General features: G+C 69.7%; 14 protein-coding genes and 1 pseudogene. 9 read left to right on the forward strand and 6 right to left on the reverse strand.

Annotation, left to right across the window (positions count from 1 at the left end):
- The first annotated feature begins 68 nt into the window (after positions 1-68).
- Positions 69-698: a flavin reductase family protein gene (locus ABD691_RS19070; protein WP_344682322.1), complete on the forward strand. Its 630-nt coding sequence runs from the start codon at positions 69-71 to the stop codon at positions 696-698.
- A gap of 230 nt (positions 699-928) precedes the next feature.
- Positions 929-1,477, forward strand: coding sequence for a hypothetical protein (locus tag ABD691_RS19075; protein ID WP_344681583.1), 549 nt, complete (start codon positions 929-931; stop codon positions 1,475-1,477).
- Between the two features lie 42 nt (positions 1,478-1,519).
- Here the strand turns inward: ABD691_RS19075 and asnB are convergent, their stop codons facing one another.
- Positions 1,520-3,448, reverse strand: a complete 1,929-nt coding sequence (asnB, locus tag ABD691_RS19080; RefSeq protein ID WP_344681585.1) for an asparagine synthase (glutamine-hydrolyzing) — start codon at positions 3,446-3,448, stop codon at positions 1,520-1,522.
- Positions 3,449-3,763: 315 nt separating this feature from the next.
- Between asnB and ctaC the strand changes: the two genes are divergently transcribed.
- The 3 genes from ctaC (at position 3,764) to ABD691_RS19095 (ending at position 5,567) form a co-directional block, all read left to right on the forward strand.
- Positions 3,764-4,708: an aa3-type cytochrome oxidase subunit II gene (ctaC, locus tag ABD691_RS19085; RefSeq protein WP_344681587.1), complete on the forward strand. Its 945-nt coding sequence runs from the start codon at positions 3,764-3,766 to the stop codon at positions 4,706-4,708.
- Between the two features lie 43 nt (positions 4,709-4,751).
- Positions 4,752-5,150, forward strand: coding sequence for a cytochrome c oxidase subunit 4 (locus ABD691_RS19090; protein WP_344681589.1), 399 nt, complete (start codon positions 4,752-4,754; stop codon positions 5,148-5,150).
- Between the two features lie 132 nt (positions 5,151-5,282).
- Positions 5,283-5,567, forward strand: coding sequence for an Lrp/AsnC family transcriptional regulator (locus ABD691_RS19095; RefSeq protein ID WP_344681591.1), 285 nt, complete (start codon positions 5,283-5,285; stop codon positions 5,565-5,567).
- 194 nt (positions 5,568-5,761) lie between these two features.
- Here the strand turns inward: ABD691_RS19095 and trpD are convergent, their stop codons facing one another.
- The 3 genes from trpD to ABD691_RS19110 all read right to left on the reverse strand — a co-directional run bounded on the left by trpD (position 5,762) and on the right by ABD691_RS19110 (position 7,817).
- A complete protein-coding gene (gene trpD, locus ABD691_RS19100; RefSeq protein ID WP_344681592.1) occupies positions 5,762-6,805 on the reverse strand; it encodes an anthranilate phosphoribosyltransferase in 1,044 nt (347 codons plus the stop codon).
- A 126-nt stretch (positions 6,806-6,931) separates the two neighbouring features.
- Positions 6,932-7,342, reverse strand: a complete 411-nt coding sequence (locus ABD691_RS19105) for a hypothetical protein (RefSeq protein WP_344681594.1) — start codon at positions 7,340-7,342, stop codon at positions 6,932-6,934.
- Positions 7,343-7,442: 100 nt separating this feature from the next.
- On the reverse strand, positions 7,443-7,817 hold the full coding sequence (locus ABD691_RS19110; RefSeq protein ID WP_344681596.1) for a hypothetical protein: 375 nt from the start codon (positions 7,815-7,817) through the stop codon (positions 7,443-7,445).
- A 148-nt stretch (positions 7,818-7,965) separates the two neighbouring features.
- Here ABD691_RS19110 and ctaE point away from each other — a divergent pair, with 148 nt between their 5' ends.
- The 4 genes from ctaE (at position 7,966) to qcrB (ending at position 12,230) form a co-directional block, all read left to right on the forward strand.
- The gene (ctaE, locus tag ABD691_RS19115; RefSeq protein ID WP_344681598.1) at positions 7,966-8,577 is read left to right on the forward strand and encodes an aa3-type cytochrome oxidase subunit III; all 612 of its coding nucleotides are present in this window, start codon (positions 7,966-7,968) and stop codon (positions 8,575-8,577) included.
- 64 nt (positions 8,578-8,641) lie between these two features.
- Complete coding sequence (gene qcrC / locus ABD691_RS19120; protein WP_344681600.1) at positions 8,642-9,448, forward strand: cytochrome bc1 complex diheme cytochrome c subunit; 807 nt, start codon at positions 8,642-8,644, stop codon at positions 9,446-9,448.
- Positions 9,445-10,575, forward strand: a complete 1,131-nt coding sequence (gene qcrA, locus ABD691_RS19125) for a cytochrome bc1 complex Rieske iron-sulfur subunit (RefSeq protein WP_344681602.1) — start codon at positions 9,445-9,447, stop codon at positions 10,573-10,575. Before qcrC ends, qcrA begins: the two co-directional genes overlap by 4 nt.
- On the forward strand, positions 10,572-12,230 hold the full coding sequence (gene qcrB / locus ABD691_RS19130) for a cytochrome bc1 complex cytochrome b subunit (RefSeq protein ID WP_344681604.1): 1,659 nt from the start codon (positions 10,572-10,574) through the stop codon (positions 12,228-12,230). Before qcrA ends, qcrB begins: the two co-directional genes overlap by 4 nt.
- Positions 12,231-12,650: 420 nt before the next feature.
- Here the strand turns inward: qcrB and ABD691_RS19135 are convergent, their stop codons facing one another.
- Positions 12,651-13,439 (reverse strand): maleylpyruvate isomerase family mycothiol-dependent enzyme, encoded by a 789-nt coding sequence (locus tag ABD691_RS19135; protein WP_344681605.1) that lies wholly within the window; start codon positions 13,437-13,439, stop codon positions 12,651-12,653.
- 85 nt (positions 13,440-13,524) lie between these two features.
- Positions 13,525-13,827 (reverse strand): annotated as a pseudogene (locus ABD691_RS19140) (DEDD exonuclease domain-containing protein); the annotation flags it as partial.

Below are 13,827 nucleotides of genomic sequence, written 5' to 3' on the forward strand. Positions count from 1 at the left end.
TGGACGTGACCACGACCGCGGCAACGCACACCAAGATCGAACCCGGCATCCTCTACTTCGGCACCCCGGTGGTGCTGATCTCCACCCGCAACCAGGACGGCACGGCCAACCTGTCGCCGATGTCCTCGGCCTTCTGGCTCGGCTGGCGGGCGGTGCTGGGCTTGGGCTCCCTTTCGCACACGACCGCGAACATGCTCCGCACCCGCGAATGCGTGCTGAGCCTGCCGTCCGACGCGCTCGCCGGCGCCGTCGACCGGCTCGCGCTGACGACCGGCTCCGACCCGGTTCCGGAGTTCAAGCAGGACCGCGGCTACTGGCACGAGAGCGACAAGTTCGCCCGCGCCGGGCTCACCCCCGTCGAGTCCGAGACGGTCGGCGCGCCGGGCGTCGCGGAGTGCCCGGTGAACATGGAGGCGGTGGTCGAGGCGGTGCACCCGGTGGCCGCCGACCAAGGGGAGCAGCAGGCTTCCATCGTGACCTTCGAGGTGCGCGTCCAGCGGGTGCACGTCCACGACGCGATCCGGATGCCGGGCACCACCGACCGCATCGACCCGGACCGCTGGCGGCCGCTGATCATGAGCTTCCAGCAGTTCTACGGCCTCGGGCCGCGACTGCGCCCCTCCGCGCTGGCGACCATCCCGGAACGGCTCTACCGGGGCCCGGACATCGAGCGGGCGCGGGCGGTTCCCGAACGCTGACCGGTTCTCGCCACAACGTCACCCGATCAGAGCAAGGTCCCGGCGGAACCAGGGGGACGTAGCCGTCGTCACACCGACGACTTACCCCTGGGGAGCCGGTGCGGGCGGGCGAGTGGGGCCACCCGCCCGCACCGGCGCTGATTCCCGGCAGCCACCCGGTCCGGCCCGATCAGGCCGGACCAGCCCGATCAAGCCGGACCAGCCCGATCAAGTAGGTACAGTTCCCGCTCGTGCATCCGCAGCAGCCATATCCACCGCAGTTCCAGGCTCCCCGGCCGAGCGCCGGAACGGCGGTCGGCTCCGCATTGCTCGGGGTCTTCGCGGCACTCGTGTCCGCGCTCATGCTCACCGCCTCGATCGTTTCGGTGGGCGTGTTCGAACCGTTCCTGCTCAGCATCGTGCTGGTGGCGGTCCGGCTGGCCGTGTTCACCGTGGGCGCGGTGCTGATCCTCGGCCCGAAGAGCCAGGCAGGCCGGTACTTGATCATCATCGCCGCGGCGGCGTACCTGATCCTCGGCCTGTGGGGAGCGGTGACCTTCCTGTCGGTGATCGGCGCCGACGGGCTCACCATCGGATACGTGCTCCCGACGCTGGTCAACCTGCTGCTGCTCGCGCTGGTGCTCCTGCTGGCGGCCCTGCCGTCGACCGGTCGGTACCTGGCCGCCGCGGCGCAGCGCAAGCGGGCCGCGACCCAGCAGCAGTGGGCCCAACAGCAATCGCCGCCGCAGCAGTGGCCGCAGCAGCCGTCGCCCCAGCAGCAGTGGCCGCAGCAGCGCTGAATGAACGCGGGCCGTGGGCGGGAGCGCCCACGGCCCGTCGCGTCAGAGCTTGACCGGGTAGTGCGGCTCGGGCACCTCCGGCGAGAGCCTGCCCTCGATGAAGATGCCGTGCCAGAGCATGAACACCAGCAGCGCCCAGAGCCTGCGGCTGTGGTCCAGCACCCCGGACCGGTGCTCCTCCAGCAGCTGGAGCACCGCGGTGCGGTTGATCAGGTGATCGGTCTGCGACTGCTGGATGATGTTGCGCGCCCAGTCGTGCATCTCGTCCCGCAGCCAGTGCTTGATCGGCACCGGGAACCCGAGCTTGCGGCGGTTGAGCACGTGCGCGGGCACCACCTGGCGCATCGCCTGGCGCAGCGCGTACTTCGTGGTCTCCCTGGTGATCTTCTGGTCCAGCGGGATCCGGCTGGCCACCCGGAAGACCTCCGGGTCCAGGAACGGCACCCGCAGCTCCAGCGAGTTGGCCATGGTCATCTTGTCGGCCTTGACCAGGATGTCCCCGCGCAGCCAGGTGAACAGGTCCACGTGCTGCATCCGGGTCACCGGGTCCCAGCCCGCCGACGTGCGGTAGGCCGCGGCGGTGACGTCCTGGTGCGACACGCCCGGGTCGAAGCCGCGCATGACGTTGCGCAGCTGGTCGTCCCGGAAGATCCGGGCGTTGCCGTAGTAGCGCTCCTCCAGGCTCAGCGAACCCCGGCGCAGCAGGTCCTTGCCCCGCACGCCCTCCGGGATCGCCGTGGAAACCCTGCCCATCGCCTTGCGCAGCGCCCCGGGCACCTTCTCGAACGGCGCCAGCGACAGCGGCTCGCGGTAGATCGTGTACCCGCCGAACAGCTCGTCGGCGCCCTCGCCGGAGAGCACCACCTTGACGTGCTGGCGCGCCTCGCGGGCGATGAACCACAGCGGCACCAGCGCCGGGTCGGCCACCGGATCGTCCAGGTACCAGACGATCAGCGGCAGCGTCTCCATCATCTCCTCGGCCGAGACCGTGCGGACCACGTGCTTGACGCCGATCGCCGCCGCCGACTCGGCGGCCACGTCGACCTCCGAGTAGCCCTGCCGCTCGAACCCGGTGGTGAAGGTGATCAGGTTCGGGTTGTGCTCCTTGGCCAGCGCGGCGATCGCGGTCGAGTCGATGCCGCCGGACAGGAACGAGCCGACGGTGACGTCGGCCCGCATGTGCTTGGCGACCGAGTCGCGCATCACCTCGACGATCTCGTCGTGCAGCCGCTTGGCGTCGGAGTCGCCGTGCACCGGGCGCGCGTTGAAGTTCGGCTGGAAGTACCGCTCGGTCACCAGCTGGCCGCCCGGCGAGACGGTGAACGAGGTCCCCGACTCGATCCGGCGCACCCTCCGGTGCAGCGTCTCCGGCTCGGGCACGTACTGCAGCACCAGGTAGTGCTGCATCGCCTTGTGGTCCAGGTCCTCGTCGATGCGCAGCGTGTTGGCCAGGCCGAGCAGGCTCTTCTTCTCGCTGGCGAAGGCGATGCCGCCGGACCCCTGCGCGTAGAACAGCGGCTTGATGCCGAACGGGTCGCGCGCGCCGAAGACGACCTTGCGCTCGTTGTCCCAGATCAGGAACGCGAACATGCCGCGCAGGCGCCCCACCATGGAGGTGCCCAGGTAGTGGTAGGCGGCGACGATGACCTCGGTGTCGCCGTCGGTGTTGAACCGGGCGCCGTGCTGCTCGACCAGCTCCGCCCGCAGTTCGAGGTAGTTGTAGATCTCGCCGTTGAACAGGATGGTGTAGCGGCCGGGGTCGTCGGCCGGACCCCAGCTCAGCGGCTGGTGGGAGTGCTCCAGGTCGATGATCGACAGCCGGTTGAAGCCGAAGACCAGCTCACCGCCATGCCAGGTGTCGCTCTCGTCCGGTCCCCGGTGCCGCTGGCACCGCAGTGCGGTGGCCACGGCGTCGCGGGCGAAACCGGCGTTCTCTTCGGTGGGACAGACCAGTCCAAGCAGGCCGCACACGTGTCTCGGGCACCTCTCGTGTCGGCGGTGTGTTGTTTGCTCCCCGACGGGAAACCCCAGTATGCCGTTGCACCGGCCGCCACCCGCACGCGCGGGGGCCATGCCCTCCGGTAGGGGAGGGGGTCGGCCACGGCAGGTGATCTCGCTCTCGCGGGCGGTTCCGGACGCCCCGGTGGGGCTACCCCGGAGCAGTATCGCGGCTACTGCTGGGCTAGGCTTCGCCGCAGAATTCCGGTGGTGGACGCCTCCCCGTGTGGGGGACGGGCGGACGAGTCCGCCGGATCGGTGAGTTTCGCAGCGAGGAGGCGTCGCACAGTGGGCCTGAAGGAGGCGACCCGAGTGCCACGGCTGGTCAAGGTCACTGGGCTGATCGGCCTGGTTGGTGTCGCGGCAACGGGCTGCACGACCGACGAGGTCATGCGGTTCGGCTGGCCGCAGGGTGTCACCCCGCAGGCCGAGTCGATGCGGCAGCTGTGGACCTGGTCGGTGATCGCGGCACTGGCGGTCGGGGTGATCGTGTGGGGGCTGATCTTCTGGTCGGTCGCCTTCCACCGGAAGAAGACCGAGGAGCTGCCCCGGCAGTTCCAGTACAACCTGCCGCTGGAGATCATCTACTCGGTGGTCCCGTTCGTGATGGTCGTGGTGCTGTTCTACTTCACCGCGGTCACCCAGAACTACGTGCTGGCCAAACCGGCCAAGCCGGACGTGACGGTCAACGCGGTGTCCTTCCAGTGGAACTGGGAGTTCAACTACCCGGACTACAGGACCCCGGACGGCCAGCCGGTCCGCACCGTCGGCAGCAGCAGCGAGATCCCGCTGCTGGTCCTGCCGACCGACTCCGCCGTCGAGTACCACCTCTCGTCGACCGACGTCATCCACTCGTTCTTCGTGCCGGAGTTCCACTTCAAGCGGGACACCTTCCCGCACCCGGAGAAGAACAACCAGGACAACGTCTTCCAGAACACCATCGACCGCGAGGGCTCGTTCGTCGGCCGTTGCGCCGAGCTGTGCGGCACCTACCACTCGATGATGAACTTCGAGGTCCGGGCGCTGTCGAAGGACAAGTTCGATCAGTACATGCAGCTGCGGACGAGCAACAACCCGGACACCGGGCGCCCGTACACCGCGGCCGAGGCGCTGGCGAAGATGGACTGCGGCGAGCTGTGCACCCCGCGCGCGGTGACCGGTGTCCCGTTCGACACCGAGCGGACCGGCGGCAAGCCGTCGGGCATCGGGGCCGGTTCGGCGGTCGGCAACTGAGGAGTGCCCTCGACGGGGCGCAAGGCGTGAGAGCGAGGACTCCATGAAGGTCGAAGCGAAGATCTTCAACTACATCACAGGCTTCTTCTTCCTGTCCGCGATCGTGTACGGGTTCTGGGCGAAGGAGCCGGTGGGCACGGTCGCGCTGATCCTGGTCGGCGGGCTGTCGCTGCTGATCGGCACGTACTTCCAGTTCGTGGCCCGGCGCATCGAGCCGCGCCCCGAGGACAACGAGGACGCCGAGATCAGCGACGGCGCCGGGGAGCTGGGCTTCTTCAGCCCCGGCAGCTACTGGCCGGTCGGCCTGGCCGCCTCCGCCGGGCTCGCCGGTGTCGCGCTGGCCTTCTTCCACGTGTGGATGATCGTGATCGCCGTCGCGGTCGTCCTGATCATGGTGGCCGGCCTGGTGTTCGAGTACCACACCGGACCGAACCACGAGTGAACCGAGCCGCCGAGGAGCCCCGGATCCGGATGGGTCCGGGGCTCCTCGCTTTCGCGGCCGGGGACCGGGAGCGGTCGCGGCCGGGCGTCTAGGATTTCCGCACACGCACCGCTCTACCCGGAGGTTTTTCGAGTGATCACCGCGATCGTGCTGATCCAGACTGCCGCCGAGCGCCTCACCGAGGCAGCCCAGGAGATCGCCGATCTGGAAGGCGTCACGGAGGTGTACTCCTGCGCCGGCGACGTGGACCTGATCGCGATCCTGCGGGTCGGCGACCACGAGCAGATCGCCGACATCGTGCCCGGCCGGATCAACAAGGTCCCGGGCGTGCTCGACACCGACACCCACATCGCGTTCCGGTCCTACTCCCGGCAGGACACGGAAGCCGCTTTCTCCATCGGGATGGAAGTTGACTGAGTTCGGCTCGTTTTGCGTGGTGGTGCGGGTGGCGGAACCTCAGGCGCCCGCTGGCTGCGGTTACTTTTTCCGACGTATGTCCAATACGACGGAAAAAGCTGTCCTCGCCAGCGAACGCCTGAGAACCCGCGGCGGTGCCGGTTGCTGGGGTGGGCTAAGCGGCTTCGCCGCTTGAGGACGATGACTGGGTTGGGTCACGCCCCGGCGTGCAGGGCGGTGGAGCGCTCGGCCCAGCGGTTGAGGAGATCCGAGGCCGCGCCGGAGTCGACCGCCTGCGCCACGCGCTCCAGCGCGGCGCTCAGCTGGCCCCTGAGGTCATCTCCGACGCCGTCGAAGGCGGCCACCGCCCCGGCGGCGTTCAGCAGCACCGCGTCGCGCACCGGGCCGCGTTCGCCCGCCACCAGGCGGCGGACCACGTCGGCGTTCTCCGCCGCGTCGCCGCCCTGGAGGTCGGCCGCGGTGCTGTAGGCGATGCCGAAGTCGGCCGGGTCGATCCGCTCCCGCGCGACGCTGCCCTCGCGGACCACCCAGGTGTTCGTGGTCGTCGTGGTGGTGATCTCGTCCATGCCGTCGTCGCCGCGCACCAGCAGCACCGAGCTGCCGCGGGCGGCGAAGACCTCGGCCATCACCGGCGCCAGCCGCAGGTCGCCGCTGCCGATCAGGCCCGCCGACGGCCGGGCGGGGTTGGTCAGCGGGCCGAGGACGTTGAACGCGGTCGGGATGCCGACCTCGCGGCGCGGGACCGCCGCGTGCTTGAACCCGGGGTGGAACACCGGCGCGAAGCAGAACCCGATGCCGACCTCGTCGAGGCAGCGGGCGACGTCCTCCGGCGCCAGGTCGATCGCGACGCCCAGCGCCTCCAGCACGTCGGCCGTGCCGCACTTCGAGGAGGCCGCGCGGTTGCCGTGCTTGACCACCGGCACCCCGGCCGCCGCGGTCACCAGCGAGGCCATCGTCGAGATGTTCACGCTGCCCGACCGGTCGCCGCCGGTGCCGACGATGTCGACCGCACGCCGGTCGATCCGCAGCGGCCTGGCGTGCGCGAGCATGGCGTCGGCCATGCCGCGGATCTCCGCGGGCGTCTCGCCCTTGGCCCGCAGCGCGACCACGAACGCCGCCACCCGCGCCGGGGTGGCCTCACCGGTCATCACCAGGTCCATCGCCCAGGCCGTGTCCTCGGCCGAGAGGTCGTTGCCGGCCACCAGGTGCCCGAGCAGCCCTGCCCAGCTTCCCGCCATGGTTCCCACGATCGTCGATCCTTCTTCGTTGCAAAGTCTGTTACACGGAGAGCGGCGCGGCAGGCGGGTGGTGACGAAGGTGGATCCCGGAGCGGGGGCGCCGACGTCCCACCGCTCCCGACGCGCTCACGCCCGGACGGCGGGGGCGACCTGGTTGCGCAGGACCTCGGCGACCGTCTCCGCGGCGGAGAGCGGGTCCAGCGGGTGCACCAGCACCGCGTCGGCCTGCGACCAGGTCGCGAGCCATCGGTCGTCCTTGCGGCGGACCACGACGACCACCGGCGGGCACTGCCGGATCTCGTTCTTGAGCTGGCGGGACACGCCCATGCCACCGGTCGGCTGCGCCTCGCCGTCGAGGATCACCAGGTCGGCGCTGCCCTCGTCGGCCGCGCTGAGCACGTCGGCGACGGTGCCGGCCTCGACGTAGTGCACCCGCGGCAGGTCCGGCGCCGGGCGGCGCCCGATCGCGGTGATGATCGCCTCTCGCACCTCGGGCTTGTGGCTGAACACCAGGACGGTCGTGGTCGGTGCGCTCATCACTGCTCCTCGCTGGCGTGGACGGCCGGTACGGGGCGGAATAACCTCGGATGCTATCCGCTGCGCGGGTCCGAGCAGTAGTGGCCCACGCTCACGGCGATCAGCCCGGCCCCGGCTGGAGCGCGTCCCAGCCCGCCGCGCGGCCGCCGAGCCGCTGCGCCAGGCTCGCCATCCGCGAGCTCTCCTGTGAGCAACGCAACGCGTCGATGATCTGCACACGCAGCGCGACCACCGCGGTCAGGTCGTTCCCGGTTCCGGATTCGCGCAGGTCACCGGGTCGCAGCGTCCAGCCGTCCGGTGCGAGCAGCTCGTCGGCGGCGGCGAGCTGGTCGTCGGGGAGCAGCAGGTGATGGCGCAGCACCGCAGGTAGCGGGGGCTGCCAGTGCTCCGAACGGCCCAGCGCGGCCGACGCGGCCTCGGTCTCGTCGAACGAGGTCGCCACGACGCGGAGACCGGGGTCGTCGATGCTGATCACAGGCTGTTTCTGAGTTCGGAACAGACCACCCAGACGGGCGAAAGCCTCACGTATGTTCTTCACGGTGCGTTACTCCCAGGTCGCAATCCGATCAATCCCCGGCGTGGCTGCGGACCCGACGAGGCAGGCGGAAAACGTGCAAGACATAATGCGTCGCGTGACAACGGCAGCGCCCTCAATCAGTCAACGTGTGCACTCGCTGAACCGCCCGAACATGGTCAGCGTGGGCACCATCGTTTGGTTGGCCAGCGAGCTGATGTTCTTCGCTGGGCTCTTCGCCATGTTCTTCACGGTGAAGGCGCAGAACGAGGGGGCGTGGCCGCCACACCCCACTCATCTGAACCTCCCGTACGCCCTCCCGTTCACGATCATCCTGGTGGCGTCCTCGTTCACCTGCCAGTGGGGCGTGTTCGCGGCCGAGCGGGGAGACGTCTACGGCCTGCGTCGCTGGTACGTGATCACACTGATCATGGGCACGGTCTTCGTGCTCGGGCAGGCGGGTGAGTACTACCAGCTGATCACCGAGCACGGCACCACGATCGCGTCCTCCGCGTACGGCACCGTCTTCTACATGACGACCGGCTTCCACGGCCTGCACGTCATCGGCGGTCTGATCGCGTTCGTCTTCCTGATCATCCGGACGAGGCTCAGCAAGTTCACCCCGGCGCAGGCCATCGCGGCCATCGTCGTGTCGTACTACTGGCACTTCGTGGACATCGTGTGGATCGGGCTGTTCGCCGTGATCTACCTCGTCCCGTGACCGTCTTCCCAGACGAGGTCGTTACCGAATCACCCCGAACCTGACAGCAAGGGTTGCCGCACTCATGACCACCAACAAGAAACGGAACCGCGCGGGCTCGAAGCTACGTCGGCGGATCTCCGGTGCGCTGGCGCTGGGCATCGCCCTCATCAGCGCGGGCGGGCTCTACACCGTCCTGACCCCCGAGCCGCAGACCGCGCAGGCCGCCGCGGACCCGGCGCTGGTCAGGCAGGGCGAGGCGCTCTACAACAACGCCTGCATCACCTGCCACGGCTCGAACCTGCAGGGTGTGCAGGACCGCGGCCCGAGCCTGGTGGGCGTCGGCGAGGCCGCCGTGCACTTCCAGGTCTCGACCGGCCGGATGCCGATGGTCCGCCAGGAGGCGCAGGCCATGCGCAAGCCGCCGAAGTTCTCCCCGGAGGAGATCGACGCGCTGTCGGCGTACGTTCAGACCTACGGCGGCGGTCCGGAGGGGCCGAAGGAGCGGGGCGAGGCGCTGTGGGGCGCCAACCCGGCCCGCGGTGGTGAGCTCTTCCGGCTCAACTGCGCGTCGTGCCACAACTTCACCGGACGCGGCATCGCGATGTCCTCGGGCAAGTACGCCCCGAACCTGCACGAGGCGACCGAGCAGGACATCTACAACGCGATGCTCACCGGACCGCAGAACATGCCGAAGTTCTCCGACCGGCAGCTCACCCCGGAGGAGAAGAAGGACATCATCGCCTACGTCAAGTCGGTGTCCAACGGCAACAACAACCCGGGCGGCAACGACCTGGGCGGGTACGGACCGGCGTCCGAGATGGTGATCGCCTGGGTGGTCGGGATCGGCGCGCTGATCGGCGTCACCCTGTGGATCGGAGCCAGGGCATGAGCGAGCAGCAGAAGAGGGAATACACCGAGGCCGAGCTGGCCGAGATGAGCCGGGACGAGAAGGTCCGGCTCGGGACCGAGCTCGACGACGTCGAGCTGGTCGAGTACCGGGACCGCTGGCCGGTCAAGAACACCCGTGCCGAGCGGCGCGCGGAGCGGACCGTGGCGCTGTGGTTCGTGCTCGCGGGCCTGTCCGCGCTGGCGTTCCTGGCCGTGTTCATCTTCTGGCCCTGGGGCTACGCCGACCCGCTGAGCAAGCCCGACGAGTACTTCGTCTACTCGCTGTACACGCCGCTGGTCGGGTTCTTCCTCGGCCTGTCGGTGCTGTCGGTGGGTATCGCCGTCGTCCTCTACGGCAAGAAGTTCCTCCCGCACGAGGTCGCGGTGCAGCAGCGCCACGACGGTCACGGCTCGGAGGAGGTCGACCGCCAGACCACGGCCGCGCTGCTGGCCGACGCGGGCAACCGCAGCGGCATCGCCCGCCGGTCGATGATCAAGCGCACCGCCGGTTTCGGCGCGGGTGCGCTGGGCCTGGGTGCCGGCGTGGTCGCGATCGGCGGCTTCGTCCGCAACCCGTGGGCCAACGAGGGGCCGAACTCGCTGCAGCACACCCCGTGGCTGTCGGAGAACGGCGAGAAGATCTACCTGCGCCGCAGCACCGGGCACCCGCACGAGGTGTCGCTGGTGCGCCCGGAGGACATCGACGCGGGCGGTTTCGAGACCGTCTACCCGTTCCGGGAGTCCGAGCGCCACGACGAGCACGCACTGGCCAAGGCGTTCAAGCGCGGCGACGCGCCGGTCATGCTGATCCGGCTCCGGCCGGGCAGCAAGCCGATCAAGCGCAAGGGCCAGGAGGACTTCAACTACGGCGACTTCTACGCCTACTCGAAGATCTGCACCCACGTGGGCTGCCCGACCTCGCTGTTCGAGCAGCAGACCGGCCGCCTGCTGTGCCCGTGCCACCAGTCGCAGTTCGACGTGGTCAACACCTACGCCAAGCCGGTGTTCGGCCCAGCCACCCGATCCCTGCCGCAGCTTCCGATTACGGTTGACGAAGAGGGATACTTCGTGGCCAAGCACGACTTCATCGAGCCGGTCGGCCCGGCCTACTGGGAGCGTAAGGCATGAGTTCGATCACCACGCCCACGAAATCGGAGAGCGCCGCCTACAAGAAGGCGTCCCAGGCAGCCGACGAACTCGACCAGCGATTCCAGTTCGCCAAGGGGATGCGGCGGCAGCTGAACAAGGTCTTCCCGACGCACTGGTCCTTCCTGCTCGGTGAGATCGCGCTCTACACGTTCATCCTGCTGCTGCTGACCGGTGTCTACCTGACGCTGTTCTTCGACCCCTCCATGGAGGAGGTCGTCTACGACGGCGTCTACCGGAACCTGCAGGGCGTCGAGATGTCGAAGGCGTTCGCGAGCACCCTGGACATTTCGTTCGAGGTCCGCGGCGGTCTGTTCATCCGGCAGCTGCACCACTGGGCGGCGCTGATCTTCGTCGCCTCGATGATGGCGCACATGGCGCGCATCTTCTTCACCGGTGCGTTCCGCAGGCCCCGCGAGAGCAACTGGACCATCGGCGCGCTGCTGCTGATCCTGGGCATGTTCGAGGGCTTCTTCGGCTACTCGCTGCCGGACGACCTGCTGTCCGGTACCGGTATCCGCGCGACCCTGTCGGGCATCGTGCTCTCGATCCCGGTGCTGGGCACCTGGCTGCACTGGGCGCTGTTCGGCGGCGAGTTCCCCGGGATGGAGATCATCCCGCGGCTCTACGTGCTGCACGTGCTGCTGATCCCGGGCATCATGCTCGGCCTGATCGCGGCGCACCTGGCGCTGGTCTGGTACCAGAAGCACACCCAGTTCCCCGGTGTGCGGCGCAAGGAGAACAACGTCGTCGGCATCCGGATCATGCCGACCTTCGCCCTCAAGGGCGGCGCGTTCTTCGCGCTGGTCACCGGTGCGATGGCGATCATGTCCGGGCTGTTCCAGATCAACCCGATCTGGAACCTGGGCCCGTACAACGCCTCGCAGGTCTCGGCGGCCTCGCAGCCGGACTGGTACCTGGCCTGGGCGGACGGCATCCTGCGCGTCTGGCCGGCCTGGGAGGTCTACCTCGGCCCGTACACGATCCCGCCGGTGTTCTTCGCGGGCGCGATCGGCATGGGCATCCTGTTCACCGTGCTGCTGGCCTACCCGGCGATCGAGCGGAAGCTGACCAAGGACGACGCGCACCACAACCTGCTGCAGCGTCCGCGCGACGTCCCGGTCCGCACCAGCCTCGGCATGATGGCGCTGACCTTCTGGACGGTGCTGATGATCTCGGGCAACAACGACGTCATCGCGTTCCAGTTCAACATCTCGCTGAACGCCATGACGTGGTTCGGCAGGCTCGGTCTGCTGCTGGGCCCGCCGATCGCCTACTGGATCACCTACCGGATCTGCCTGGGTCTGCAGCGGGCCGACCGCGAGGTGCTGGAGCACGGCGTCGAGACCGGCATCATCAAGCGCCTGCCGCACGGCGAGTTCATCGAGATCCACCAGCCGCTGGGCCCGGTGGACGAGCACGGCCACCCGGAGGAGCTGCCCTACCAGGGCGCGCCGGTGCCGAAGAAGATGAACAAGCTCGGCGCGGCCGGTCACCCGGTGGCGGGCAGCCTGCTCAAGCCGGACCCGGCGGAGGAGACCGAGGCGCTGGAGCGCACCCGGCACGACGACGAGGTCCGCGAGCGCGAGGAGCGCGAGCAGCGGCAGCTGACCGCGGGCAAGCCGAAGTCCGAGTGACCTGAGCACGCGGCGAAGGCCCCGGCATCCGAGCGGATGCCGGGGCCCTTCTCGTTGCGCGGCGCGGGCGCGGGCGACAGCCCGCGAGTGCGGGACGCGGGCGACAGCCCGCGAGTGCGGGAGGGCTCGGGCTGGGTGGAGGAGCTGAAGTTCGGTGGGAGTGCGGGCTGGGTGGCAGTCCGCGAGTGCGGCCGGAGCTCGGGCTGGGTGGAGGAGCCGAAGTGCGGTAGGAGCGCGGGCTGTGTGGCAGCGGGCGAGTGCGGCGAGGGCTCGGGCCGGGGCGGAAAGCCGAAGTCCGGTGGGAGCGCGAGCCATGTGGCAGCGCGCGAATGCCGCCGGCGCCCGGGCCGGAGCGTAAGACCCCAAGCCGCGCCGGAACCCGGGCCGAGTGGCAGCCCCGAGGTCGGCGAGAGCCGGGCCCTAGAAGATCACGCGAGCGCTTCTGACCGCCTGGGCGGTTCCGGCGTCGCCGCGCCGGACGGTGACCTCCGCGTCCGCCCGGCCCGAAAGGCTGCGCATCAGGCCGAGGGCGTCCGCCTCGACCGCGGCCACCGGCGCGTCCTCGCCGATCTGCCAGTCGCCGGTGACCAGGCCGGTCAGTTCGAGCTCGAAGGACGGGCCCGCCCATTCGTCGTCGAGGTCCCGCAGCACCTGCTCCACGACCCCGCGGTCGTGGTCGTGCGGCGTGAACGTGCGGCCGGCGGCCCGGCAGATGTCGACGCGGTGCATCCACATGTCGCGGGCGAGGATGACGTCCAGGACGTAGCCGAGCTCGACCGGCGGCACGTCCGGGTAGCCGGTGTCGAACCGCTGCTCGCGGGCCTGCTCGGGCATCTCGGGAAGAGCCTGGAGCAGCTGCCGCCACCGGTGCACGAACTCGCTGACGAGCTCGCTGTCCGGGCGTTCGCGCCAGACCTCGGCCGCGATCTCGTTCATGGCGTCCAGCCGCGGCAGCTCCGGGTAGCGGGCGGTGCCCTCCTGGACGCGCTGCGCGAAGAGGTCGGCGTCGAGGAAGTTCTCGGCGTTGCCGATGGTGTGGCCGACGATGTCGTGCACGTTCCACCGGGGGCAGTCGGTCGGCCTGCGCCAGTCCTCGGGGGAAAGGGTGGTGAGCAGCGCCCGCGTCGCGTCGACCTCGGGGCTCAGGAGTGCGGCGGCGTGGGCGCGGTCGGTTCGGGCCACATCGTGCGCCCGGACGAGGGTGGTCATTGTCGTCTCCCTATCTGTCTCCAGGCACCTCCCATGGAAGACCGCGGTGTCGTCCTGGGACAGGGGAGTTGTGCCCGGGAGCGGATCAGTCGACGGCGGCGTACGGGGTCCGGCCGCTGACGGCGCGTTCGAGCCACGCCTGCCACGCCCCGGCCGCGCCCGCAGGTTCGGCCCAGCCCGGGCAGCGGACCAGCCGGGTGCCGCCGGTGGTCAGCCACCGGTAGAGCACGCGCGCCTCGTCCGGCGGCGCCCCGCGCAGCGGTCCCGGACCGGGGACGACGGTCTCCGCCGACGCCTGGAGCATGTCGACCACCGGCATCGGCGGGACACCGCGCCGCGCGGTGCCCGCGGCGGCCAGCCTGCCGTGCCGGACCACGGCCAGGTGCCA

The organism is Saccharopolyspora taberi (assembly GCF_039534165.1).
GTDB classification, from domain to species: domain Bacteria; phylum Actinomycetota; class Actinomycetes; order Mycobacteriales; family Pseudonocardiaceae; genus Saccharopolyspora_D; species Saccharopolyspora_D taberi.

Excerpts from the sequence above, each read along its gene's own strand:
- ABD691_RS19105 (WP_344681594.1), bottom strand. The coding sequence starts at position 7,342 with ATGAGCGCACCGACCACGACCGTCCTGGTGTTCAGCCACAAGCCCGAG.
- qcrB (WP_344681604.1), top strand. The coding sequence starts at position 10,572 with ATGAGTTCGATCACCACGCCCACGAAATCGGAGAGCGCCGCCTACAAG.
- qcrC (WP_344681600.1), top strand. The coding sequence starts at position 8,642 with ATGACCACCAACAAGAAACGGAACCGCGCGGGCTCGAAGCTACGTCGG.
- qcrA (WP_344681602.1), top strand. The coding sequence starts at position 9,445 with ATGAGCGAGCAGCAGAAGAGGGAATACACCGAGGCCGAGCTGGCCGAG.
- trpD (WP_344681592.1), bottom strand. The coding sequence starts at position 6,805 with ATGGCGGGAAGCTGGGCAGGGCTGCTCGGGCACCTGGTGGCCGGCAAC.
- ctaE (WP_344681598.1), top strand. The coding sequence starts at position 7,966 with ATGCGTCGCGTGACAACGGCAGCGCCCTCAATCAGTCAACGTGTGCAC.
- ABD691_RS19090 (WP_344681589.1), top strand. The coding sequence starts at position 4,752 with ATGAAGGTCGAAGCGAAGATCTTCAACTACATCACAGGCTTCTTCTTC.
- ABD691_RS19135 (WP_344681605.1), bottom strand. The coding sequence starts at position 13,439 with ATGACCACCCTCGTCCGGGCGCACGATGTGGCCCGAACCGACCGCGCC.